Source organism: Rhodococcus sp. 14-1411-2a (assembly GCF_002259485.1).
Taxonomy (GTDB): Bacteria; Actinomycetota; Actinomycetes; order Mycobacteriales; family Mycobacteriaceae; genus Rhodococcoides.
Window position 1 is genome coordinate 207,900 of record NZ_NPGA01000020.1, and the last position, 23,829, is coordinate 231,728.

Consider the following 23,829-nt stretch of genomic DNA (forward strand, 5'->3'; position numbering starts at 1 on the left):
GTCATGCGGCATCGACGGCGACCACGCCGCGGCGCAGAGCCGTGATCGCGCGCGCCGCAGTTCGCGACAGTTCCGGCTCCGGGGCCGCGAGCCGAACCTGGTCCAACAGGTCGATCACCTGCCGACACCAGCGCACGAAGTCTCCACCCGAGAGGGCTTTGCCGTTGTCACCCGCGGTGACGAGCGCATCGACCAACGAGTGGTTCGACGCCCACTTGTAGATCGCCTTCACGAAGCCCATGTCGGGTTCTCTTGTCGGCGGCAGCTTGTGTCGCACTTCGTCGGACCGCAGCTCGTGCCACACCCGGACGGTCTCGGTCAGTGCATGCCGAATCGGACCCGTCGGTCCGTGCGGGGTGATGTCACCCTCCGATCTGGACTCGTAGACCACCGCCGAGACCACCGCCGCCAACTCTGCCGGAGAAAGCCCCTGCCACAGGCCGCCGCGCAAGCATTCGGCAACCAGCAGATCGGACTCGGAATAGATTCGGCTCAGCCTGGCGCCGTCCTCGGTGACCTTCGGATCCTTGCCTGCCGTCACGTAACCGCGGTCGGCGAGCAAAGCCAGGATGCGGTCGAATGTTCGGGCCAGGGAGTTCGTCGTGGCCGACACCTTCTGGCGCATCGTTTCGGTCTCTCGCGCCAACCGGTTGTAGCGTTTACCGGTGCGACCGAGCTCGTCGCGGTCCGGGCGAGCGTGCACCGGATGCGAGCGGATTGCTCGCCGAAGGGTGGCGAGCTCCTTGTCGTCCGCCGCCGTCGACTTGCGTCGGATACGGTCCGACGGCTGCGATATTCCGCGGGTGACCAGGGCCGCCGCGAGATCGCGTCGGGTCTTCGCGGTGCGGTGGTCGACGAATCGCGGCAGTCGCATCGTTCCCAGAGACGTTGCGGGCGATGGGAAGTCCGCTGCCGAGAGCCGGCCGGCCCACTTGTCCTCGGTGAGCACCAGCGGACGCGGATCGGCCCGGTCGTCGTCGGGCTCGAGAACCACGGCAAGACCGCTGCGGCGACCGGTCGGCACCGAGATCACGTCGCCGCGGCGCAGGGCACGCAGCGAATCGACGGCCTTGTCCCGCCGATCGGACCTGCTCTGGCGTTCGAGGGTCTTCTCCCGATCCTTCAATCGCTCGCGCAGCCGCGCATACTCGAAGTACTCGCCCTCGGGGCCACCGAGGCGTGCACCGAGTGCCTCCAACGTCTGCATGTTCTTCTCGATACCGCGAACCATCCCGACGACGGAGCGGTCCGCCTGGAACTGCGCGAACGACCGCTCGAGCAGCAGACGCGAATCGGCCGCACCGAACTGTTCGATGAGGTTGATCGACATGTTGTATGCCGGCGCGAACGAACTGCGCAGCGGGAACGTACGCGTCGACGCCAGCCCCGCGACCTCGGTCGGCTCCGTGCCGGGCTGCCACAGCACGACGGCATGCCCTTCGACGTCGATGCCGCGGCGTCCGGCCCGGCCGGTCAGCTGGGTGTACTCCCCCGGCGTCAATTCGGCGTGTGTCTCACCGTTGAACTTGACCAACTTCTCGAGCACGACGGTTCGGGCCGGCATGTTGATCCCGAGAGCCAAGGTCTCGGTGGCGAACACCGCTCGGACGAGACCCTTGACGAACAATTCCTCGACGGTGTGCCGGAAGACCGGCAACATCCCGGCGTGGTGGGCGGCGAATCCCCGTTCCAGTGCGTCGCGCCACTCCCAGAAGCCCAGAACTTCGAGGTCCTCGCGCGGCAGCTCCGAGGTGTGTTTCTCGACGATGTACCGGATCTCCTCGGCCTGCTCGGGCGTGGTCAACACCAGCCGCGAACGCATGCACTGGGTCAGCGCGCCGTCGCACCCGGCACGGCTGAAGATGAATGTGATGGCCGGGAGCAGACCCTCTTCGTCGAGTTTGGCGATCACATCGGGTCTGGCCAGTGGTCTGTTGTTGGCTCCGCTGCCCTGACCGCCACCGCGACCTCCGCCACCCGAACGTCCGCCGCGGCCCCTGCTGTGTGGCGCGTGCCAGCGGTCCATCGAGTCGAGGGACTGGCGTTGTTTGACGTGTCGGACGAGTTCACGGTCGACGACGATCTTCTGACTGCCGTCGGCCGACTGGGCTCGCGTGTCGAACAGATCGAACAGTCGGCGACCGACCATGATGTGCTGCGAAAGGGGCACCGGACGGTTCTCGTCCACCACGACCGCGGTGTCACCGCGAACCGTGCTCATCCAGGCACCGAACTCCTCGGCGTTGCTCACCGTTGCCGACAGGCTGACCAATCGAACGTCGTCGGACAGGTGCAGGATGACTTCTTCCCACACCGCCCCGCGGAAACGGTCGGCGAGATAGTGCACCTCGTCCATGACGACGTGCGAGAGTCCTCGCAATGCATCCGAGGATGCGTACAGCATGTTGCGCAGCACTTCGGTCGTCATGATGACGATGGGCGCGTCGGGGTTGATCGACGAATCTCCGGTCAGCAGCCCGACCGTGTCGCGCCCGTACCGTGCGGTCAGCTCCGCGAACTTCTGGTTGCTCAGCGCCTTGATCGGGGTGGTGTAGAAGCACTTACGTCCCGCGGCGAGCGCAAGGTGCACCGCGAACTCGCCGATGACCGTCTTGCCCGCACCGGTGGGGGCACAGACCAGTACCCCGTGACCGTTCTCCAGCGCTGTGCAGGCATCCACCTGGAACCGGTCGAGGGGAAAGCCGAGCTCGGCGGAGAATCGTTGCAGCTGGGTGGGTCGGGGGCTCGTCCCCGTATCGAGAACCGTCTCGGTCATGCTTTCGACCCTACGGGCCGGTCGATGTCAGATCGTGTCGTCGTACTGCGCCTGTACTCGGGTCGCGGTACCGAGACCGCTGGACGGCGGTGTCGGAGCGACAGCATCCGGTGATTCGATCGAACTTGCGCCGTCGATGCGCGTTGCTTCGTCATCTGACACATCACCCCATTCGTCTCTTCTCTTGCGCAACTTACGCTTGTCGTGAATTCGCGCAATCTGCACTGCCATCTCGAAGAGCACCGTCAACGCCAAGGCCAAGGCCAGCATGGAGAACGGGTCCTGGCCAGGAGTTGCGATGGCCGCGAAGACGAACAATCCGAAGATGAGACCTCGACGCCACGCCTTGAGTCGCTCGTAGGTGAGTACGCCGACGAAATTCAAGGCAACGACCAGCAACGGAATCTCGAAGCTGACGCCGAAGATGATGAGGAGGTTGATCAGGAATCCGAAGTACTGATCACCGCTCAGCGCGGTGATCTGCACGTTGTCGCCGATGGAGAGCAGGAAGTGCAGGCCTTTGGCGACCACGAAGTAGGCCAGGACGGCTCCGGCGACGAACAGCGCAGCCGCTCCGGAGACGAACGAGACCGCATGTCGCCGTTCGTTGGCGTACAGACCCGGGGTGATGAAAGCCCAGATCTGGTACAGCCAGATGGGGCAGGCCAGTACGACACCGGCGGTGAACGCGACCTTGAATCGCAAAAGGAACTGATCGAACGGTCCGGTGGCGAGCAGACGACACTGATCGTCGTTGCTCAGATTCGCGCGCAGACTCGGGTCGAGCGTGCAGTAGGGACCGCGTAGGAGGTCGCCGAGGCTCTCGACGCCGAAGATGGTGTGCGAGTACCAGAAGAACCCGAAGGCAGTCGTCACTGCGACTGCTACCAGCGACCACAGGAGCCGGGTTCGCAGCTCGTACAGATGATCGACCAACGACATGGTGCCGTCGGGATTGATTCGGCGCTTGCTTCGCCGCGGATCGAACGGAATGCGCATGGTGTTCTACGGTCAGCCTTCGTCGGTCGGACGACAGCGAGAAGCCGTCACCGACAGCAGTGAACCTTCGGTGCCGAACTGGCACCGAAGGTGTGCTGAGCGGCCGTGCGCTCAGGCAGACTTCGCGTCGTGCTGGGTCTCGGTGTTCGGCTGCGCGACCGGGGCGGGCGAGGGCAGCTGAGCGGGAGCGACGGGCTGCTGAGCGGGAGCGGTGTCGGTGTCGGACTTGCCGTCGTTCTGCATCTCCTTCACCTCGCTCTTGAAGATGCGCAACGACCGGCCGAGTCCGCGAGCAGCCTCGGGCAGCTTCTTGGAACCGAACAGAATGATGACGACCACCGCAACGATGGCCCAGTGCCAGGGACTGGTGAATCCCATGTGAACCTCCTACAGATCAGATGAATCGAGCGTACCCGACCACGGGTGCCGACTTCGGCAGCGGCGGGTCCGGGTTTGCCAGGTGTTCATGTGGCGACGGGACCGTCTGCGCTGGTCGCGTCGAACTCTGCGTACGCGTCCAGGGCCGAACGTGCTCGGTCGCGGACGGAGTTCACCAAGGATTCAGGTGCCAGTACCGTGACTCCGCCGCCGAAGCCCAACGTCAACCGTGTCATCCACTGCAGCGTGGCGAATCGCATCGTGACCACGATCGACCCGTCCGCATCCGCCGCGACCTGTGTCATCGGGTAGTAGTCCAGGATCCAGGTGAATGCAGGTGAGACCTTCAGCCGCGCCTGCGACAGCGAGGGATCGTCGTTGAAGATCTCGAAGGCGTCCTCGTCCTGCACCGATTCCGGCGGCGCGGACGGTTCGTCGAGTTCGGTTGCCGAGTCGATGCGGTCGAACCGGAACAGCCGAACACCCTCGGCGCTTCGGCACCACGCCTGGACATAGCTGTTGTCGTCGACGACCACCGTCCTGATCGGGTCCACGGTCCGCTCGGTCAGGACGTCCCGCGACGCGGAGTAATACGTCAGTTCCAGAGCGTGCCGGTGCCGCAATGCGGATCGGACGGTGGCAGGGACCGGTCCCTCCTCCGTATCCGTGCCGTCGTGATCGGACGAGAGTGGCACGTTGGCCGCCGCCGATCCTGCCGCGGTCTCGATCTTCGCGATCGCGCGCTGAGCGGCGGACGGGTCGACCATCCCTGGCATCGACGTCAGAGATCGAAGTGCAACCAGCAGGGCCGTCGCCTCGGTCGACGTCAGGCGCAGCGGTCGATCGATGCCGGCCGAGAACGTCACGTCGATGCTCTCCTCGGAGAACGACAGATCGATGAGATCACCCGGGCCGTAGCCGGGTAGACCGCACATCCAGAGCTGATTGAGATCGGCCATCAGCGTCGCCGTCGACACCCCCAGCTCCTGGGCGGCCTCCTCGGCGCTCAACCCGGGATTGGCCATGAAGAACGGCACCATGTTGAGCAACCTGGCCAGCCGAACCGACAGTCGCGCGCTCATCGCTCGTTCTCCACATCGGCCGCTGTCCGCAGTGTCGAGATCACGTCGGCGCGCAGTTCGGCGGGTTCGAGTACCACCGCATCCGCGCCGTGACCTGCTATCAACCGCGAGATCCAGTCCCAGGACCGCACGGGAACCTCCACGACGGTGCCGCTGCGGGCACCGAGACTCTGCACACCCACCACCGTTCCCATCCTGCGTAGTTCCAGCGCCTTGCCGTCGTGCAGCCATACCCGGGCCGTGCCCGAGACCGAGGACGTGCCCGCCACTCGGCGGACGATGTCCTGCAGGTCGATGCCGTCGGGCTTGCGCACGCTCTGCGCGGTGCCGAACGGTTTGACGTCGTCGCCGATTCGGGAGAGGCGGAACGTGCGGGTGTCGTTGCGATCCACGTCGTGTCCCACCAGATACCAGCGGCCGCGAAACGTCACGACACCCCACGGCTGGACGGTTCTGGTGGTGAACGGCTCGGTCAGCGAGGGTCGGTGTTGGAAACGTACCGATCTACCGTCGTCGATCGCGGCCAGCAAGGCACCCAGCGCAGGTTCCGAGCCCCGGGTGCGTGCGGGAACCGCGGTCACCGCCGCAGCGGACTCGCTCTGGTCGACCTGGATTCCCGCCGCTCGAAGTTTGAGCAGCGCGCTCTGCGCCGCGGAGGTGAGCTCCGGTGATTCCCACAGTTTGACGGCGACCGCGACGGCGGCCGATTCCGCGCTGGTGAGGTCGATGTCGGGCAGTTCGTACGCGTCGCGGTTGATGCGATAGCCCTCGACGCCCCCGAACCTGGTGGCAGTGCCGGTCTCCAACGGGACTCCGAGGTCACGCAGTTCGTTCTTGTCCCGCTCGAACATCCGGCTGAACGCCTCGTGGCTGGTGGAGTCGTCGTACCCGGCAACGCTCTCGCGGATCCACTCCGCGGTCAGGAACTGACGTGTCGACAACAGACAGATGACCAGGTTCATCAGGCGTTCGACTTTGGTGGTGGCCACGACAGTCGAGCCTAGTTGCTCATCGGAGGACCGAGCGGTAGCGACCCGAGCTACCGGAGGTCCACCTGGCTACATCGACGCGATCAACCGCTCGACCCGCTCGTCGACCGAGCGGAACGGGTCCTTGCAGAGCACGGTTCGCTGAGCCTGATCGTTGAGCTTGAGGTGCACCCAGTCGACCGTGAAGTCGCGACCTGCCTCCTGGGCGGCCGTGATGAATTCTCCGCGCAGCTTGGCTCGGGTGGTCTGAGGCGGTAGATCGACGGCCTCGTCGATCTGCTCGTCCTCGGTGACTCTCTTCGCAAGACCCTTGCGCTGCAACAGGTCGAAGACCCCCCGGCCACGCTTGATGTCGTGGTACGCCAGGTCCAACTGTGCGATCTTGGGATCGGACAGCTCCATCGAGTACCGGTCCTGGTAACGCTGGAACAGCTTGCGCTTGATGACCCAGTCGATCTCGGTGTCGACCTTCGCGAAATCCTGTGTCTCGATGGCGTCGAGCGTGCGTCCCCACAGATCGACGACCTGCTCCACCTGAGTGTTCGGCTCGCGTGTCTTGAGATGCTCGACGGCTCGCGCGTAGTACTCACGCTGAATGTCGAGGGCGCTGGCCTGTCGTCCGCCGGCGAGTCGAACGGGACGGCGTCCGGTGAGATCGTGGCTGACCTCCCGAATGGCGCGAATCGGATTGTCCAGTGCGAAGTCTCGGAAGGACACTCCCGCTTCGATCATCTCGAGAACGAGGGCCGCCGTTCCGACCTTGAGCATCGTCGAGGTCTCGGCCATGTTGGAGTCGCCCACGATGACGTGCAGCCGGCGGTACTTCTCGGCGTCGGCGTGCGGCTCGTCGCGAGTGTTGATGATCGGCCGCGAACGAGTGGTGGCCGAGGAGACGCCCTCCCAGATGTGCTCGGCGCGCTGCGACAGGCAGAACGTCGCAGCCTTCGGCGTCTGCAGTACCTTGCCTGCGCCGCAGATCAATTGACGCGTGACCAGGAACGGCAGCAGAACGTCCGAGATTCGGGAGAACTCCCCCGCTCGCTGGACCAGGAAGTTCTCGTGGCAGCCGTACGAGTTGCCGGCCGAGTCGGTGTTGTTCTTGAACAGGTAGATATCGCCGCCGATGCCCTCCTCTGCCAGGCGCTGCTCGGCATCGATCAGCAGGTCTTCCAGTACCCGTTCGCCGGCGCGGTCGTGGGTGACCAACTGCAGCAGACTGTCGCACTCGGCGGTGGCGTACTCGGGGTGCGAGCCCACATCGAGGTACAGGCGGGCACCGTTGCGAAGGAACACATTCGAGCTGCGACCCCACGAGACGACTCGGCGGAACAGATAGCGAGCCACTTCGTCCGGACTCAGGCGTCGATGTCCGTGGAAAGTACATGTGACACCGAACTCTGTCTCGATGCCCATAATTCGTCGCTGCACACTTCGACACTACAACGCAACCCTCGAAACGATGTGTCGGAGCGCCCCGATGTCGTCTGTCGGTGAGGATGTCGTCGCACGTGCTTAGGCTGGGCGTCATGACTTCCACGCGCACCTCGATCTCGACGGCCGTTCACGCGTGGGATCTGTCCCTGGTGGCACGAAGTGCCGCTCTGCGGCAGAGCCGGGCGGACGGCGGCCTGCGCGCGCTGAGCAACGCCGCCGATCACGGTCGTCTGTGGCTCGGTGCGGCTGCGCTTCTCGTGGCTGCAGGTGGCCCGGCCCGACGCGGGGGCGTTCGGGGTCTCGTCGCTCTGGCAGGTGCGAGCTCGGTCGCGAACGGCCTGCTCAAACCGTTGTTTCCGCGAACTCGTCCGGATTCCGAGTCGGTTCCCGTCCTGCGTCAGGTGCTGGCTCCACCGGTGTCGTCGTCGTTCCCCTCCGGTCATTCGGCGTCGGCGGCTGCGTTCGTCACGGCGGTGGCAATCGAATCCCCGGTAGCGGGTGTGCTGCTGGCGCCCGTTGCGGCTGCGGTGTGTTACTCGCGGGTCCACGTCGGGGTGCACTGGCCGACAGACGTCATCGCCGGTGCCGCTCTCGGCTCGGCCATCGCGTTGTCCACCCGTCGCTGGTGGGCCGTGCGGTCGGGCAAGCCCGCCGATCTGGGCTCGCCGGTCGACGTCGAGCCGCTGCCGGGCGGCCGGGGGCTGCTGGTGCTCGTCAATCCGGGTTCGGGCGACGACTCGGAAGCCGTGCTCGACTCGATCCGTCGAGCACTTCCCGACGCAGATCTGTTCGTCCCCGATCCCGACCGGGACTTCAACGAGCAACTCGAGCAGCGAATTCGGAGCACCTCCCCGCGTGCGCTCGGTGTCTGCGGCGGCGACGGAACAGTGGTCAGCGTCGCCGCGTCGGCGGTACGCAACGGGTTGCCGCTCGCAGCATTTCCGGGCGGCACCCTCAACCACTTCGCTCGCGACACCGGGCTGACCGTCGTGGAGGACACCGCTGCCGCTGTGGAAGCGGGCACCGCGGAACTGGTCGACATCGCCGAGGTGTCCGTCGACGGCCGCAGCGTGTCGTTCGTCAACACCGCTACTTTCGGTGGCTACCCCGACTCGGTGCGGCTGCGTCAGAAGTTGCAGCGCCGAATCGGCAAATGGCCGGCCGCCGCCATTGCGATGACGAGGGTGCTGGCGGCTGCGGAACCACTGAACATCGGGCTCGACGGCACCAGGCATTCGGTCTGGATGCTGTTCGTGGGCAACGGCAACTACGTACCGGCAGATCAAGTTCCTATGTCTCGCAGCAGCATTCACACCGGAACCCTCGATGTCAGGTTTCTACCGTCGGAGCCGAAGGCATCGAGAACCAGACTGCTGTGGGCAACGTTGACCGGCACCCTCGGCTCGTCACCCGCCTACGTCCGTCGAGCGGTGAAGAAACTGACCGTCGAGGTGGAGGGCACCCCGGTTGCGCTGGCGGCCGACGGCGAAGTGGTGGGCGACGGAACGTGGTTCGAGTTCACCAGTGACGAGAACGGTCTCGCGCTCTATCGGAAGCGATAGAGCGCGAGACCGTGGGAAAATCGGGGCCACCGATCAGGAGGGCGGTGCCGCTTCGGTATCGGTCACTGCCTCGGCCGCCGCAGACGGCGTCGGCAACATGTCCTCGAGCGCAGCTCCGGCTATGCGTCGGAACGCTCGCCTCGGCCGACCCTGGTCCAGCACCGCAACCTCGAGCGCCGATACTTCGAGAACCTTCTTCTCCGGCTCACCGCCCGCCGCAGGCGGCGTCGCCGGACCTGCCGTGAGTGCGTCGACGGCGACACGGACCGCGTCGGCCAGGTCGAGTCCGGAACGGTACGTGTCCTTGAGCGCAGCCACGATCGGCTCGGTCGTTCCGCCCATGACGACGAAATCCTGCTCGTCGACGATGGATCCGTCGTAGGTGATGCGGTAGAGCTGGGTCGCGATCGGCTCGTCCTGATGCGAGACCTCCGCGACACAGATCTCGACCTCGTACGGCTTGAGCTGCTCGGTGAAGATCGTGCCGAGTGCTTGGGCGTACGTCTTGGCGAGCGAACGGCCGGTCACGTCACGCCGATCGTAGGTGTATCCCTTGATGTCGGCGTGCTGAATTCCGGCCTTGCGCAGGTTCTCGAACTCGTTGTACTTGCCCACGGCCGCGAAACCGATCCGGTCGTACAGTTCGCTCACCTTGTGCAACGCGGTCGAACGGTTCTCGGCCACGAAGAGCACCCCGTCCGCGTACGTCAGCACGATGACGCTGCGGCCGCGGCCGATTCCCTTGCGCGCCAACTCCGAACGATCGCGCATGATCTGTTCGGCAGATGCGTAGTACGGCATCGTCATGGTGCGCTACCCCCTTCGCTCACTTGCTGACCGGCCCGGGTGTGATGCTCGGCACCGCCGGAATGTGCGGCGCTCTCGGTCCGCTCCGCGAGGACGGACCGAGCCGCGGCCGAAATCCTGTCGTGCGCAACATCGTCCGCACCGACGCTGGTGATGGCGACAGCCGTCGGGTAGATCCCGCGGGTGACGTCAGGACCACCGGTGGCCGAGTCGTCGTCGGCGGCGTCGTACAGCGATTCCACCGCTGCGCGAATCGCCTCCTCCTCGGTCATTCCGGGGCGATAGAGCTTCTTGAGCGCGGACTTGGCGAACAGCGATCCCGATCCCACCGCGTGGTAGCCCGAACGCTCCTCGTATCGCCCGCCGACCACGTCGTAGGACACAATTCGTCCGGCACGATCCGGATCCGAGATGTCGATGTCGAATCCGACCAACAGCGGGACCGCGGCGAGCCCTTGCATCGCGGCACCGAGATTGCTTCGGACCATCGACGACAGCTTGTTGGCCTTGCCGTTGAATGTGAGCGGCACGCCCTCGATCTTCTCGTAGTGCTCGAGTTCGACGGCGAAGAGCCGCACCAGTTCGATCGCTATGCCGGCAGTTCCGGCGATACCCGCTGCGGAGTAATCGTCGGTGACGTAGACCTTCTGCATGTCGCGATTGGCGATCAGATTGCCCTGCGTGGCTCGCCGGTCACCCGCGATCAGAACGCCGCCCGCGTAGGTCAGCGCGACGATCGTCGTCCCGTGCGGGGCAATACCGGACTTGTCCGACCCGCCGTTCGCGGTGTGGGACGCCAGGTCCGCTGCGATACCGCTCTCGGGCAACAGATGAGGGGCGTGCTGACGAAGATAATCGGAGAACGACGAGCTGCTCGACCCGAACGGAATCGCCGTTCCGTCGCCGGCCGACCGTGGGTCCGAACGATCCACCGTCACTGGCCGCCCTTCTGAACGTAGGCGCGCACGAAGTCCTCGGCGTTTTCCTCGAGCACGTCGTCGATCTCGTCGAGAAGGTCGTCGGTCTCCTCGGCCAGCTTCTCGCGTCGTTCCTGACCACCGGCTCCGGTGTCGCCTGGAACCTCATCGTCGTCGCCGCCGCCAGAGCGCCGTGTCTGCTCCTGTGCCATAGTCGCCGACCTCCTCCGTGTATCGAGAAAACAGATCTACTGCACTCTCACCGGTCGATCCGAGGTGCACCGTCGTGGATGTGCAAGTGCAACCGAACGTTCCGCCGAAAGTGCACGGACCTTTACCCTACCGACAGACCGACTCCGTCGGTCGGCAAGACACCGCGAATAGTCGGTACCGGTCGTCGGGCGCGTCAGTTGGTGAGCTGATCGACGAGTTCGGCGGCACTGTCGACCGACTCGAGCAGCGCACCGACGTGCGATTTCGTGCCTCGAAGCGGCTCGAGGGTCGGGATGCGGACAAGGGAGTCGCCGCCGAGATCGAAGATGACCGAGTCCCAGCTCGCGGCGGCGATGTCGGCACCGAACTTGCGCAGGCACTCACCGCGGAAGTACGCCCTCGTATCATCCGGCGGCGTGCCGACGGCATCGAGCACCTGCTGCTCGGTGACCAGTCGATCCATCGACCCACGAGCAACCAGCCGGTTGTACAGGCCTTTGTCCAGGCGAACATCGGAATACTGCAGGTCCACCAGATGCAGCCGAGGAGCCGACCACCCGAGCCCCTCCCGCTGGCGGAACCCTTCGAGCAGGCGCAATTTCGCGGGCCAGTCCAACAGATGGGCGCACTCCATCGGATCGCGTTCGAGAAGGTCGAGGACCATCGCCCACTTGTCGAGCACATCCAGAGCGCGCGCGTCGTCGCTGCCCTCGGCGGCCACGAACTTCGCAGCACGCTGGTGGTAGATCCGCTGCAGCGCAAGCCCGGTCAGCTCGCGGCCGTCGGCGAGCGCGACGGCCTTACGCAGCGTCGGATCGTGGCTGATCTGATGGACTGCGGTCACCGGCCTGGCCAGCTGCAGATCGGACAGATCGACCCCTGCTTCGATGAGATCGAGCACGAGCGCGGTGGTGCCGACCTTGAGGTAGGTCGACATCTCGGCGAGATTGGCGTCGCCGATGATGCAATGCAGGCGGCGGTACTTGTCCGCGTCCGCGTGTGGTTCGTCGCGCGTGTTGATGATGCCGCGCTTCAGGGTGGTCTCGAGGCCCACCTCCACCTCGATGTAATCCGCCCGCTGCGAGAGTTGGAAGCCCGCTTCGTCACCGGACTGGCCGATTCCGACGCGTCCCGATCCGGTGATGACCTGCCTGGAGGCGAAGAACGGAGACAGACCGGCGATGACCGCCGAGAACGGCGTCTCGCGCGACATCAGGTAGTTCTCGTGGGTGCCGTACGACGCGCCCTTACCGTCGACGTTGTTCTTGTAGAGCTGCAGGCGCGGGGCACCGGGCACACTCGAGGCGTGGCGAGCGGCGGCCTCCATGACGCGCTCGCCGGCCTTGTCCCAGATCACTGCGTCCAACGGATCGCGTACCTCCGGGGCGGAGTACTCGGGGTGCGCGTGGTCGACGTACAGGCGGGCACCGTTGGTGAGAATCATGTTGGCCGCGCCGATCTCGTCGGCGTCGATCACCGGTGCCGGGCCGCTGAAGCGCCCGAGGTCGAATCCGCGGGCATCACGCAGCGGCGACTCGACCTCGTAGTCCCAGCGTGTGCGCTTGGCCCGGGGTACCCCGGCGGCTGCCGCGTAGGCGAGCACTGCCTGGGTCGATGTCAGGATCGGGTTGGCGGTGGGTTCGGTGGGCGAAGATATGCCGTACTCGACCTCGATACCGATGATGCGCTGCATATGTCGAGCCTAGACGTCGGCCGCAGAGCGCTTTCGGGGCGCGCCCTGTGCGGACGCGCCCCGAAAGTGGTGTTCGACGAAGCTACAGATACTGGCCGGTGTTGGCCTCGGTGTCGATCGCCCGGCTCGCGCTGGCGTTCTTGCCGGTGACCAGCGTGCGGATGTAGACGATCCGCTCGCCCTTCTTGCCGGAGATTCGAGCCCAGTCGTCCGGATTCGTGGTGTTCGGTAGGTCCTCGTTCTCGGCGAATTCGTCGACGATGGAGTCGAAAAGGTGTTGAATGCGCAGCCCGCCGTTGCCGGTCTCGAGTACCGACTTGATGGCGTACTTCTTGGCGCGGTCGACGATGTTCTGGATCATGGCACCGGAATTGAAGTCCTTGAAGTACAGAACTTCCTTGTCTCCGTTGGCATACGTCACCTCGAGGAAGCGGTTGTCGTCGCTTTCGGCGTACATGCGCTCGACGACGCGGTCGATCATCCCTCGGATGCAGGCAGCGCGATCTCCGCCGAACTCTGCGACATCGTCGGCGTTGACCGGCAGCGAGTCGGTCAGGTACTTGGAGAAGATGTCCTGCGCCGATTCGGCGTCCGGCCGCTCGATCTTGATCTTCACGTCCAGGCGACCGGGCCGCAGGATCGCGGGGTCGATCATGTCTTCACGGTTGGAGGCACCGATCACGATGACGTTCTCCAGCCCCTCCACGCCGTCGATCTCGGCGAGCAGCTGCGGGACCACCGTCGTCTCGACGTCGGACGAGACGCCCGAACCACGGGTGCGGAAGATCGAGTCCATCTCGTCGAAGAACACGATGACCGGGGTGCCCTCGGACGCCTTCTCCCGTGCACGCTGGAAGATCATGCGGATGTGACGCTCGGTCTCGCCGACGAACTTGTTGAGCAGCTCGGGGCCCTTGATGTTGAGGAAGAACGACTTCGCTTCCTTGGCGTCCTGGCCGCGGGCCTCGGCGATCTTCTTGGCCAACGAGTTGGCAACCGCCTTGGCGATCAACGTCTTTCCGCAGCCGGGAGGGCCGTAGAGCAGCACACCCTTGGGCGGACGCAAGGAGTACTCGCGAAACAGATCCTTGTGCAGGAACGGGAGTTCGACGGCGTCGCGAATCTGCTCGATCTGCCGACCGAGACCACCGATGTCCTCGTATCCGACGTCGGGCACCTCCTCGAGGACCAGGTCCTCGACCTCGGCCTTGGGGACACGCTCGAAGGCGTAGCCGGCCTTGGTGTCGACGAGCAGGGAGTCGCCGGGACGGAGTTTGCGGGACGGTTCGTCCGGGTCGATGGGGCCCTCGTCGTTGACCATGTCGATCAACGGCTTGGCCAGCCACACCACTCGTTCCTCGTCGGCGTGACCGACGACGAGTGCTCGGGATCCGTCGCCCAGAAGCTCACGCAGAGTGCTGATTTCGCCGACCTGGTCGAAGGTGCAGGCCTCGACGATGGTGAGCGCTTCGTTCAGGCGCACCGTCTGTCCCGGTGCCAGTGAGTCCGCCTCGATGTTGGGTGAACACGTCAGCCTCATCTTGCGTCCGGAGGTGAACACGTCCACCGTGCCGTCGTCGAAGACGCTCAGCAGAACGCCGTAGCCGCTCGGCGGTTGGCCGAGGCGGTCCACTTCCTCGCGAAGTGCGATGAGCTGTTGCCTGGCCTCTTTCAGGGTGTCCATCAACTTCGCGTTGCGCAGCGACAGAGAATCGACGCGTCCTTCGAGTTCGCGTACCTGTTCGGGGGACTCCCCCAGTTGACGGCGCAGTGAAGCAGCTTCGGCTCGCACGGCGTCCAGTTCGGCTCTGGCCGCGGCCACATCCGGATTGTCTGTTGAGCTCATGAGCGACTCCTCCCAGTGACGATCTATCAACGCTACCGGCACCGGCCCGAATGTGCGGACCGACACCACGATCGGGACGGAGAAGCAGTGTGTCTCGACCGCACCCGAGCGTCGGTCGAGTTCATGTTAGCCTCACCTGACCAAGCAGCGGACCAACCATGGAATCAGGGGCTTCACCAGTGAAGATGCGCATTTTCTCGGCAGGTGTCGCGCTCGCGGCAGCGATGATTTCGGTGGCCGGCTGCAGTTCGGCCGACGATTCCGATCACACCGATCACAATTCGACGGCGGCCGCCGAAATCAGCGATCCCGCAACCGATGCACCCACCGTCGCAGCACCTACCGCGGCTGAACTCGAAGCATCTCTGCTGCAACTGGTGGCACCGGACGTAGACGCGGCGACGAAGGCGGCTTCGGTCGAGAACGGGCAGGCACGCCTGACCAACCTCGAAACGATGACCGCGGCTCTGGCGAATTACGGCGCCATCACATTCGAGGTTGCCGAACCGACGGTCGAGGGCCAGACGTCCACCGCCGACGTCGCGATCGCCACTCCGCGGGGAACGGCAGCCCCGTCCCCGCAGACCTGGGTGCTGATCGACGGCGACTGGAAGCTCTCCGATGCCAGTACCTGCCAGATTCTCGCCATGGGGCAGGCACCCTGCGCCTAGAGGCCGGGAATCCTAGGCGACGCCGCTGGGATCGTCAGCCCTTGCCGGACCGACGCTGAGGCTTCGGCGTGACGGTGCCCTCGGCGAGGCGTCGGACACTGACGAGGAATGCCGTGTGCCCCTGCATCCGATGCTCGGGACGAACCGCCAATCCGACGACGTGCCACCCGCGCACCATCGACTCCCACGAGCGGGGTTCGGTCCAGCACTCCTGCGCGCGAAGGGCTTCGACGACCTTGGACAACTGCGTCACCGTAGCGACGTAGACCAGCAGCACGCCGCCGGGGACGAGAGCCTTCGATACGGCAGGCAGTGCGTCCCATGGCGCGAGCATGTCGAGGACGACGCGGTCGACCTGCTCGCCGGGACGATCGACACCGAACTGATCCACGTCGGCCACCGTCAGGTGCCAGTTGGACGGCCGCTCGCCGAAGAACGTCTCGACGTTCTTGATCGCGTAGTCGGCATGGTCCTGGCGGATCTCGTAGGAGATGACCGTTCCTGCGGTACCGACGGCACGCAGCAGCGAGCACGTCAGCGCGCCCGATCCGGCACCGGCCTCGAGCACTCGCGCGCCGGGGAACATGTCGCCCTCGTGCACGATCTGGGCTGCGTCCTTGGGGTAGATGACCTGCGCGCCACGCGGCATCGACAGCACGTAGTCGGTCAGCAGCGGCCGCAGTGCGAGGTAAGGGGTGCCGTTGACGGACGTGACGACGCTGCCCTCGTCGGCGCCGAGCAGTTTGTCGTGGGTGATTCCGCCCCGGTGGGTGTGGAACTCCTTGCCCGCCTCGAGCACCACCGTGTAGTGGCGGCCCTTACCGTCGGTGAGCTGGACTCGATCTCCGACGCGGAACGGTCCGCTGCGTGCGGGTCCGGTCGGTACCGGCTCGACCGGCACGTCGTCATCGGTCGCGAGAGCTTCGTCGAGTTCGATTTCGTCGACAGTTGCGGTGACCACTTCGTCCGCACCGATGACCGGGGCATCGACGATCGCGTCGACCTCGGGCCCGTCGGTCGACGCGGACGCGGAATCACCGAAGGACACAGCATCACCGGACGGCACAGCGGAACCTGCTTTCGTTGCTCTGTTCGGTGCCCGACCTGTTGCGGTCCGGCACCTGGGACGACTCGACGTGCCAGACTACGGCCTTGACCGAAGATGTCGGACCAACGGCATAGGGTCGCAGTCGTGAGTATTTCCGCGTCGACGCCCGTCGACTTGCCTCTACTCGATCTCGGCGACAGCGAGCAGACGTCGCCGGCGACGTCCGGCTCCCGCAGTACACCGGCGTTGTCGCCTTCGCGCGCAGGTGATTTCAAGCAGTGCCCACTCCTCTATCGCCTGCGTGCCGTCGACCGGATTCCCGAGGTCTCCACCGAAGCTCAGGTGAAGGGAACTGTGGTGCATGCCGCATTGGAGGCCCTGTACGCGTTGCCCGCACAGGATCGTGTTCCGGCCACTGCGCGAGAACTCGTCGATCCGGCGTGGGAGCGAGTGGTCGCTCGGTCACCCGACATCGAGAGTCTGGTTCCGGCGGACGAAAGACCGGCGTTTCTCGACCGGGCTCGCGCGCTGGTCGCCGGGTACTACGAGCTCGAAGACCCCACTCGGTTCGAGCCCGAGTCCTGCGAACAGCGCGTGGAGGTAGTGCTGGACGACGGTACGCCGCTGCGCGGATTCATCGATCGGATCGACGTGGCACCGAACGGGATGATCCGCGTCGTCGATTACAAGACCGGTCGGGCACCGCGAGAGTTCACCGAGTCCAAGGCGCTGTTCCAGATGAAGTTCTACGCGCTGATGATCATGCGGATGCGCGGAGTCGTTCCGGCACAACTGAAGTTGATGTACCTCTCCGACAAGCAGGAGCTGACCTACACCCCGGACGAGGGCGAGTTGCGGAGGTTCGAGCGCATGCTCTCGGCCATCTGGAAAGCGATTCTGGCTGCGGGCGAGACCGGCGATTTCCGCGCCAAACGGGGCGCGTTGTGCAAGTGGTGCGACCACCAGGCGCTGTGTCCGGAATTCGGTGGTACTCCCCCGGCGTATCCGGGTTGGCCCACGGCCGCTGCCGATCCGGCGGGGGCCGAGCTGTGACCCTCACCGCGAAGGCACTGCCGAACGCCTTCTTCGTTCCCGCCGGTGTCGGCAGCGAAGGCCACGAGCGGGTCACCGCTACCGAGCACACCGTCAGTCTGTGGGCACCGACGATGCAACACGGCGCTCCGCCGTCGGCCCTGTTGGTCCGGGCGCTCGAGCGAGTCGACGCCAGGGAGGACACCCGTATCAGTCGCGTGGCCGTCGACATCCTCGGACCGGTTCCGGTCGGGGACATCGAGATCCGGTCATGGACGGAGCGTCCCGGTGCCAATATCGAGCTCGTCGTCGCGGAACTCTGGGCGGACGGCACGTCGGGAACTGCGCGGGCGGTGGCCCGCGGCAGCGCATGGCGATTGCGCACCACGCCGACCGACGACGTTGCACACTCCGGGGATCCGGTGATGCGACCGGTGAGCGACGGAGTCGATTACACCTTCGGTGGCACCTGGTCGTCGGGTTATCTCGACGCCGTCGAGTTCAGGACTCTCACCGGACTCGGCGAGCCGGGGCCGGGCCAGGTGTGGGCGAGGCCCAGACCCGTTCTGGTGCAGGGTGAATCGATGACTCCGTTGGAGAGACTGTTCTCTATTGCCGACATCGCCAACGGAATCGGAGCCAAGCTCCCGATCGACGAATGGACGTTCCTGAACACCGATCTGACCGTGCACGTGTTCCGCGTGCCGCAGGGAGATTGGATCGGGGTGTCCGCCGAGACCTCCACCGGGCCGGACGGAATCGCAATGTGCGCGGGCACCCTCAGCGACGAACGAGGACCTGTCGGTCGCATCGCTCAGACGGTGTTGGTTAGACGTCGCAGCTGACGTCTCGTCCGATCGAGACGTCAGCGCTGTGACGACGTGAATTCGGATTCAGAACGCGCGGCAGGACCTGATGTCGGAGGCGAGGATCGCCTTGGCACCGAGATCGGCGAGCTGGTCCATGACGTTGTTGTGGACCTTACGAGAGACCATGGCGCGCACGGCAACCCAGTTGTCGTCGACCATCGGCGCCAGGGTGGGCGATTCGATTCCAGGAGTGATCTTGACGGCCTCGTCGAGGATCGACTTGGGGCAGTCGTAATCGAGCATCAGGTACTGCTGTGCGAAGACGACGCCCTGTACGCGGGCGATGAGTTGCTTGCGTGCGGAGTCGGTGCCCGGTGTGCCTGCTCGTTCGATCAAGACGCCCTCGGAATCGCAGAGAGATTCGCCGAATGCCACGAGGTTGTTCTGACGCAGCGAGCGACCCGACTCCACGACGTCGGCGATCGCGTCGGCGACCCCGAGCTGGATGGAGATCTCCACTGCACCGTCGAGGCGAATGACCGTTGCTTCGAGTCCTCGTGCGGCCAGATCCTTGCGCACCAGGTTGGGATAGGACGTCGCGATCCGCAATCCGCCCAGATCCTCTGGTGCCCACTCCTTGCCCGCGGGTGCGGCATAGCGGAAAGTCGATCGGCCGAATCCGAGTGCCAACCGCTCTTCGACAGCAGCACCGGAATCGAGAGCCAGGTCGCGTCCGGTGATGCCCAGATCCAGTTGCCCGGATCCGACGTAGATCGCGATGTCCTTGGGGCGCAGAAAGAAGAATTCGACGCCGTTCGCCGGATCGAGAACAGTCAGGTCCTTGGAATCGCTTCGGCGTCGGTAGCCGGCTTCACTGAGAATTTCGGCGGCGGACTCGGAGAGAGCGCCCTTGTTGGGTACGGCTACGCGCAGCATGGAGTTTTCCTTGTTCGACGAGTTCGTGAGCGACATGCGGATCGAACTCACAGATGTTTGTAGACGTCCTCGAGTTCGAGGCCTCTACCCACCATCATCACCTGGACCCAGTAGAGCAGCTGCGAGATCTCCTCGGCGAGTGCTTCGTCGCTCTCGTGCTCGGCGGCGATCCACACTTCACCGGCTTCTTCGAGGACCTTCTTGCCCTGGAAATGAACTCCCGCGTCCAACGCTGCTACGGTGCCCGAACCCTCGGGTCGGGTCTTCGAGCGGTCGGTGAGCTCGGCGAACAGCGAATCGAAAGTCTTCACGGATGGATATTCTTTCACGTCGTCGCTCGGGGGTATAAATCGGTCGAGATCAGGATGCCCAGGCTCGCCGCACCTCGTCGGCGGTCAATCCGACGAGACCATCGCGGATGGTGTACCCCGGTGCGGCCTGCACCGCGATTTCGGACGGAACCACCAGCACCGGACAACCGGCGGTGTGCGCCGACAACGAGCCGGTGGGCGAATCCTCGACCGCAAGGCACGAAGCGGCGTCGAGTCCGAGCAACGCTGCACCGCGCAGGTACGGGGCCGGGTGCGGTTTGCCTGCCTCGACCTCGTCGCCGGTGACCGTGATGTCGAAGTACTCGCGCCCCAGGGTGTCCAGAGCCCGCTCGACCAGACCCCGCTCGGTGTTGGTGACCAACCCGGTGGACAGACCCATCTCGCGCACGAGCGCAAGAGCGTCCTTGGCACCGGGTCGCCAAGGAATGCCCTCCGCGAACAGGTCTCCGACTCGGGCCGTCAGCCACTCTCGGCCCTGGACCAGATGCTCGTCGGTGACCTCGACCCCGGCATTCGCCAAGACCTTGCGCAGTGCGTCCCACATCGAGTTGCCGAGGGTGCTCTCACGCACCTCCGCGCTGAGTTCGGTTCCCAGTGTGCGGGAGTACTCACCGATGGCGACGTCCCAGATCTTCTCCGAGTCGAGCAGTGTGCCGTCCATGTCCCACAGGACACCCTGCAGGTGGGTTCTAGACATTGAAGTACTTGGCCTCCGGGTGATGAAGTACGAACGCATCGGTCGACTGTTCGGGGTGCAGCTGCAGTTCCTCGGAGAGCTTCACGCCGATTCGCTCGGGTTCGAGAAGCGCGGCGAGCTTGATGCGGTCCTCGAGATCGGGGCACGCGCCGTAACCGAACGAGTAACGCGCACCGCGATATTCGAGTTTGAAGAAGCCCTCGGCCTCGGTGGGATCCTCGGAGGCGACGGAATTGCCGTCGGAGAGCTTCAGTTCCTCGCGTACCCGGCGGTGCCAGTACTCGGCCAGGGCTTCGGTGAGCTGAACGCCGATTCCGTGGACCTCGAGGTAGTCACGGTACGAGTCGGCGGCGAACAGCTCGTTGGCGAAGTCCGCGATGGGCTGGCCCATCGTCACCAGGTTCATCGGCAGAACATCGACCTTGCCCGATTCCCGTGCCGCCGAACGCGACCGAACGAAGTCCGATATGCAGAGGAAGCGGTCGCGGTGCTGCCGTGGGAACGTGAACCGAAAGCGTTCGGGCGCATCGGGTTCGGGTTCGGTGAGCACGACGACGTCGTCGCCCTCCGAGACCGCCGGGAAGTACCCGTACACCAATGCCGCGTGTGCGAGGATGCCGTCGGTGCTCAGTCGATCGAGCCAATACCGCAGGCGCGGTTTGCCTTCCGATTCCACCAGGTCCTCGTACGTGGCACCTTCGCCCTTGCGGGCACCGCGCAGACCCCATTGCCCCAGGAACAGGGCCCGCTCGTCGAGCAGTCCCGAGTACTCCGACAGTGACACGCCCTTGACGATGCGCGTGCCCCAGAACGGCGGCACCGGGATGTCGATGTCGGCAGCGACATCGGATCGTTCGGGCACGACCACCGGCGCTTCGGCGGCCTTGCGCTTCTCGGCGATGCGCTTGGACCGCTCGTGGCGTTCCTTGCGCTCGGCCGTCTTGGCCTTCGCAGCGAGTGCCTCGGGGCTGTCCGGGGCCGGTCCGCCACCGCGCTTGGTGGTCATGATGGTGTCCATCAGGCGAAGGCCCTCGAATGCATCACGCGCATAGTGCACGTCGCCCTCGTAGACGTCCTGCAAGTCGTTCTCGACATACGACCGGGTCAGGGCCGCTCCGCCCAGCAGAACCGGGAATTGCTCGGCGACACCCTTCGAGTTGAGTTCGATGAGGTTGTCCTTCATGACCACGGTGGACTTGACCAGTAGCCCGGACATGCCGATCACGTCGGCGCGCTTGTCGATCGCGGCTTCCAGAATGGTCGAAATCGGTTGCTTGATACCGAGATTGACCACCTCGTACCCGTTGTTGCTCAGGATGATGTCGACGAGGTTCTTACCGATGTCGTGCACGTCGCCCTTGACGGTACCGAGCACGATGCGACCCTTGCCGTCGTCGTCGGTTGCTTCCATGTGCGGTTCGAGATACGCCACAGCAGCCTTCATCACCTCGGCGGAGGCGAGCACGAACGGCAGCTGCATCTGACCTGAGCCGAACAGCTCGCCCACGGTCTTCATCCCCGAGAGCAAAGTCTCGTTGATGATTTCCAGCGGCGGCTTCTCGGCCATCGCGGCGTCGAGATCGGCGTCGAGGCCGTTGCGTTCGCCGTCGACGATGCGTCGTTCGAGTCGCTCGAACAGCGGCAAACGGCCGAGTTCTTCCGCGCGAGATTCCCGCGCCGACGCTGCGGAGACCCCCTCGAAGAGCTGCATGAGCTTCTGCAGCGGGTCGTAGCCCTCGCTGCGGCGGTCGTACACCAGATCGAGGGCCGTCTCGCGCTGCTCGTCGGGAATCTTGTTCATCGGCAGGATCTTCGACGCGTGCACGATGGCGGTGTCGAGGCCGGCCTGTGTGCACTCGTGCAGGAACACCGAGTTCAGCACCTGGCGTGCAGCGGGATTGAGGCCGAACGAGATGTTCGACAGCCCGAGGGTGGTGTGCACCTTCGGGTACTTCTCCTTGAGCTGCCGGATCGCCTCGATGGTCTCGATGCCGTCGCGTCGCACCTCTTCCTGGCCCGTCGAGATCGGGAAAGTGAGGGTGTCGACGATGATGTCCTCGTGGCGCAGGCCCCAGTTCTCGGTGATGTCGGTGATCAACCGGTCTGCGACGCGCACCTTCCATTCGGCCGTACGTGCCTGTCCCTCTTCGTCGATGGTCAGCGCAACGACGGCGGCGCCGTGCTCCTTGACCAGACGCATGATCTTCTGGAATCGCGAGTCGGGTCCGTCGCCGTCCTCGTAGTTGACCGAGTTGACCGCGCTGCGGCCACCGAGGTGCTCCAAACCTGCTTCGAGAACGGCAGGTTCGGTGGAGTCGAGCATGATCGGCAGGGTCGACGCCGTCGCCAGTCGGCTGGCCAACGCGGCCATGTCCGCGGCGCCGTCGCGGCCGACGTAGTCGACGTTGAGGTCGAGCATGTGCGCGCCGTCGCGGGTCTGGTCCTTGGCGATGTCGAGGCACTTCTCGTAGTCCTCGGCGAGCATCGCGTCGCGAAATGCCTTGGACCCGTTGGAGTTGGTGCGCTCACCGATCATCAGGATGCTGGCATCCTGCTCGAACGGAACGGCGGTGTACAGCGAGGAGACGCCCGGCTCGGGCGCGGGCTGCCGTTCGAGTTTCGTTGCCCCGTGCACCATGTCGGCAACCTGGCGGATGTGCTCGGGCGTGGTGCCACAGCAACCTCCCACCAGAGCCAACCCGTATTCGCTGACGAAACCGCTCAGGGCCTCGGCCAATTCGGGAGCGGTCAGTGGGTACTCGGCCCCTTTCGCGCCCAGGGTGGGCAGGCCGGCATTGGGCATCACCGACACCGGAAGACGCGAATGCTTGGACAGATGGCGCAGGTGCTCGCTCATCTCGGCCGGGCCGGTCGCACAGTTGAGCCCGATCATGTCGATACCGAGGGGTTCGAGTGCCGTCAGTGCGGCACCGATCTCGCTGCCGACGAGCATCGCGCCCGTCGTCTCGACGGTGACGTGGGTGATGATTGGGATGCGGACGCCCAGCTTGTCCATCGCGTGCTGGCTGCCGATGATCGCGGCCTTGACCTGTAGCAAGTCCTGGCAGGTCTCTACCAGGATGGCGTCGGCACCGCCGTCGATCATGCCGAGGGCGGCTTCGGTGTACGCGTCGCGCAGTCGGGCGAAGGGGGCGTGGCCGAGAGTGGGGAGCTTGGTACCGGGGCCCATGGAACCCAACACGAAGCGGCCCATCCCGTCGCGGCCCGGGCCCATCTCGTCGGCGGTCTCACGCGCGAGCCGGGTGCCTTTCTCGGCCAACTCGCGGATGCGGTCCTCGATGTCGTAATCGGCCAGGTTGGGTAGATTGCAGCCGAAGGTGTTGGTCTCGACGGCGTCCGCACCGGCCGCGAAGTACTCGCGGTGAATCTCACGCAGCACGTCCGGCCTGGTGGCATTCAGGATTTCGTTGCATCCCTCCAGACCGAGAAAGTCGTCGAGAGTGAGGTCGGCGTCCTGGAGCATCGTGCCCATCGCTCCGTCGCCGATGACAACACGACGTGAAATCGCATCGAGCAGACTGGGCTTGTGTTGAGCGGGCATCACTACAGAGTAGTGGGCACCGAAGTTACGTCGGGTCGTAGGCTGT

At 65.0% G+C, this 23,829-nt stretch carries 20 protein-coding genes; 4 read left to right on the plus strand and 16 right to left on the minus strand.

What is annotated here, in order from left to right; genetic code table 11:
• Window position 1 precedes the first annotated feature (1 nt).
• From CH291_RS21950 to pafA, 6 genes are all read right to left on the minus strand, one after another.
• On the minus strand, window positions 2-2,776 hold the full coding sequence (locus CH291_RS21950) for a DEAD/DEAH box helicase (protein WP_094688661.1): 2,775 nt from the start codon (window positions 2,774-2,776) through the stop codon (window positions 2-4).
• A 27-nt stretch (window positions 2,777-2,803) separates the two neighbouring features.
• Window positions 2,804-3,775 (minus strand): twin-arginine translocase subunit TatC, encoded by a 972-nt coding sequence (gene tatC, locus CH291_RS21955; RefSeq protein ID WP_068050772.1) that lies wholly within the window; start codon window positions 3,773-3,775, stop codon window positions 2,804-2,806.
• A 111-nt stretch (window positions 3,776-3,886) separates the two neighbouring features.
• Window positions 3,887-4,153 (minus strand): Sec-independent protein translocase subunit TatA, encoded by a 267-nt coding sequence (gene tatA / locus CH291_RS21960; RefSeq protein ID WP_068050773.1) that lies wholly within the window; start codon window positions 4,151-4,153, stop codon window positions 3,887-3,889.
• Window positions 4,154-4,239: 86 nt separating this feature from the next.
• Entirely contained in the window at window positions 4,240-5,235 is a 996-nt protein-coding gene (locus CH291_RS21965) for a helix-turn-helix transcriptional regulator (protein ID WP_094688663.1), read from the minus strand.
• Window positions 5,232-6,224 (minus strand): helix-turn-helix transcriptional regulator, encoded by a 993-nt coding sequence (locus CH291_RS21970; RefSeq protein WP_094688665.1) that lies wholly within the window; start codon window positions 6,222-6,224, stop codon window positions 5,232-5,234. The genes CH291_RS21965 and CH291_RS21970 overlap by 4 nt, the downstream gene beginning before the upstream one ends.
• A 69-nt stretch (window positions 6,225-6,293) precedes the next feature.
• A complete protein-coding gene (pafA, locus tag CH291_RS21975) occupies window positions 6,294-7,652 on the minus strand; it encodes a Pup--protein ligase (RefSeq protein WP_170944814.1) in 1,359 nt (452 codons plus the stop codon).
• 98 nt (window positions 7,653-7,750) lie between these two features.
• Here pafA and CH291_RS21980 point away from each other — a divergent pair, with 98 nt between their 5' ends.
• Complete coding sequence (locus tag CH291_RS21980) at window positions 7,751-9,220, plus strand: bifunctional phosphatase PAP2/diacylglycerol kinase family protein (protein WP_094688667.1); 1,470 nt, start codon at window positions 7,751-7,753, stop codon at window positions 9,218-9,220.
• Between the two features lie 33 nt (window positions 9,221-9,253).
• Here CH291_RS21980 and prcA read toward each other — a convergent pair whose 3' ends face one another.
• The 5 genes from prcA to arc all read right to left on the minus strand — a co-directional run bounded on the left by prcA (window position 9,254) and on the right by arc (window position 14,696).
• Window positions 9,254-10,027: a proteasome subunit alpha gene (gene prcA / locus CH291_RS21985; RefSeq protein ID WP_068050778.1), complete on the minus strand. Its 774-nt coding sequence runs from the start codon at window positions 10,025-10,027 to the stop codon at window positions 9,254-9,256.
• On the minus strand, window positions 10,024-10,965 hold the full coding sequence (gene prcB, locus CH291_RS21990; RefSeq protein WP_068050779.1) for a proteasome subunit beta: 942 nt from the start codon (window positions 10,963-10,965) through the stop codon (window positions 10,024-10,026). Before prcB ends, prcA begins: the two co-directional genes overlap by 4 nt.
• Window positions 10,962-11,156, minus strand: coding sequence for a ubiquitin-like protein Pup (locus tag CH291_RS21995; RefSeq protein WP_008716348.1), 195 nt, complete (start codon window positions 11,154-11,156; stop codon window positions 10,962-10,964). The genes prcB and CH291_RS21995 overlap by 4 nt, the downstream gene beginning before the upstream one ends.
• 194 nt (window positions 11,157-11,350) lie before the next feature.
• Window positions 11,351-12,850, minus strand: coding sequence for a depupylase/deamidase Dop (gene dop / locus CH291_RS22000; RefSeq protein ID WP_068050780.1), 1,500 nt, complete (start codon window positions 12,848-12,850; stop codon window positions 11,351-11,353).
• Between the two features lie 82 nt (window positions 12,851-12,932).
• Window positions 12,933-14,696: a proteasome ATPase gene (gene arc, locus CH291_RS22005; RefSeq protein ID WP_068050781.1), complete on the minus strand. Its 1,764-nt coding sequence runs from the start codon at window positions 14,694-14,696 to the stop codon at window positions 12,933-12,935.
• 185 nt (window positions 14,697-14,881) lie between these two features.
• Here arc and CH291_RS22010 point away from each other — a divergent pair, with 185 nt between their 5' ends.
• A complete protein-coding gene (locus CH291_RS22010; protein WP_068050782.1) occupies window positions 14,882-15,367 on the plus strand; it encodes a hypothetical protein in 486 nt (161 codons plus the stop codon).
• Between the two features lie 34 nt (window positions 15,368-15,401).
• On the opposite strand, the gene CH291_RS22015 is transcribed toward CH291_RS22010, so the two are convergent.
• A complete protein-coding gene (locus tag CH291_RS22015) occupies window positions 15,402-16,268 on the minus strand; it encodes a tRNA (adenine-N1)-methyltransferase (RefSeq protein ID WP_052047554.1) in 867 nt (288 codons plus the stop codon).
• Between the two features lie 321 nt (window positions 16,269-16,589).
• Here CH291_RS22015 and CH291_RS22020 point away from each other — a divergent pair, with 321 nt between their 5' ends.
• Entirely contained in the window at window positions 16,590-17,468 is an 879-nt protein-coding gene (locus tag CH291_RS22020) for a RecB family exonuclease (RefSeq protein WP_373454840.1), read from the plus strand.
• Between the two features lie 17 nt (window positions 17,469-17,485).
• The gene (locus CH291_RS22025) at window positions 17,486-18,292 is read left to right on the plus strand and encodes a thioesterase family protein (RefSeq protein WP_068050784.1); all 807 of its coding nucleotides are present in this window, start codon (window positions 17,486-17,488) and stop codon (window positions 18,290-18,292) included.
• Window positions 18,293-18,340: 48 nt separating this feature from the next.
• On the opposite strand, the gene hisG is transcribed toward CH291_RS22025, so the two are convergent.
• From hisG to metH, 4 genes are read right to left on the minus strand one after another with little or no spacing between them, the layout of a single operon-like run.
• Window positions 18,341-19,192 carry an ATP phosphoribosyltransferase gene (gene hisG / locus CH291_RS22030; RefSeq protein ID WP_094642360.1) on the minus strand — a complete coding sequence of 284 codons (852 nt, stop codon included), beginning with the start codon at window positions 19,190-19,192 and terminating at the stop codon, window positions 18,341-18,343.
• 47 nt (window positions 19,193-19,239) lie between these two features.
• A complete protein-coding gene (locus tag CH291_RS22035; protein WP_032398466.1) occupies window positions 19,240-19,503 on the minus strand; it encodes a phosphoribosyl-ATP diphosphatase in 264 nt (87 codons plus the stop codon).
• A 49-nt stretch (window positions 19,504-19,552) separates the two neighbouring features.
• Complete coding sequence (locus CH291_RS22040) at window positions 19,553-20,221, minus strand: HAD family hydrolase (RefSeq protein WP_094688668.1); 669 nt, start codon at window positions 20,219-20,221, stop codon at window positions 19,553-19,555.
• Window positions 20,214-23,783, minus strand: coding sequence for a methionine synthase (gene metH, locus CH291_RS22045; RefSeq protein WP_068050786.1), 3,570 nt, complete (start codon window positions 23,781-23,783; stop codon window positions 20,214-20,216). The genes CH291_RS22040 and metH overlap by 8 nt, the downstream gene beginning before the upstream one ends.
• Window positions 23,784-23,829 lie beyond the last annotated feature (46 nt).

What these genes read in the sequence shown, in the direction of transcription:
- CH291_RS21950 (WP_094688661.1), bottom strand. Translation starts at nt 2,776, where the DNA reads ATGACCGAGACGGTTCTCGATACGGGGACGAGCCCCCGACCCACCCAG.
- tatC (WP_068050772.1), bottom strand. Translation starts at nt 3,775, where the DNA reads ATGCGCATTCCGTTCGATCCGCGGCGAAGCAAGCGCCGAATCAATCCC.
- tatA (WP_068050773.1), bottom strand. Translation starts at nt 4,153, where the DNA reads ATGGGATTCACCAGTCCCTGGCACTGGGCCATCGTTGCGGTGGTCGTC.
- CH291_RS21965 (WP_094688663.1), bottom strand. Translation starts at nt 5,235, where the DNA reads ATGAGCGCGCGACTGTCGGTTCGGCTGGCCAGGTTGCTCAACATGGTG.
- CH291_RS21980 (WP_094688667.1), top strand. Translation starts at nt 7,751, where the DNA reads ATGACTTCCACGCGCACCTCGATCTCGACGGCCGTTCACGCGTGGGAT.
- prcA (WP_068050778.1), bottom strand. Translation starts at nt 10,027, where the DNA reads ATGACGATGCCGTACTACGCATCTGCCGAACAGATCATGCGCGATCGT.
- CH291_RS21995 (WP_008716348.1), bottom strand. Translation starts at nt 11,156, where the DNA reads ATGGCACAGGAGCAGACACGGCGCTCTGGCGGCGGCGACGACGATGAG.
- dop (WP_068050780.1), bottom strand. Translation starts at nt 12,850, where the DNA reads ATGCAGCGCATCATCGGTATCGAGGTCGAGTACGGCATATCTTCGCCC.
- arc (WP_068050781.1), bottom strand. Translation starts at nt 14,696, where the DNA reads ATGAGCTCAACAGACAATCCGGATGTGGCCGCGGCCAGAGCCGAACTG.
- CH291_RS22010 (WP_068050782.1), top strand. Translation starts at nt 14,882, where the DNA reads ATGCGCATTTTCTCGGCAGGTGTCGCGCTCGCGGCAGCGATGATTTCG.
- hisG (WP_094642360.1), bottom strand. Translation starts at nt 19,192, where the DNA reads ATGCTGCGCGTAGCCGTACCCAACAAGGGCGCTCTCTCCGAGTCCGCC.
- CH291_RS22040 (WP_094688668.1), bottom strand. Translation starts at nt 20,221, where the DNA reads ATGTCTAGAACCCACCTGCAGGGTGTCCTGTGGGACATGGACGGCACA.
- metH (WP_068050786.1), bottom strand. Translation starts at nt 23,783, where the DNA reads ATGCCCGCTCAACACAAGCCCAGTCTGCTCGATGCGATTTCACGTCGT.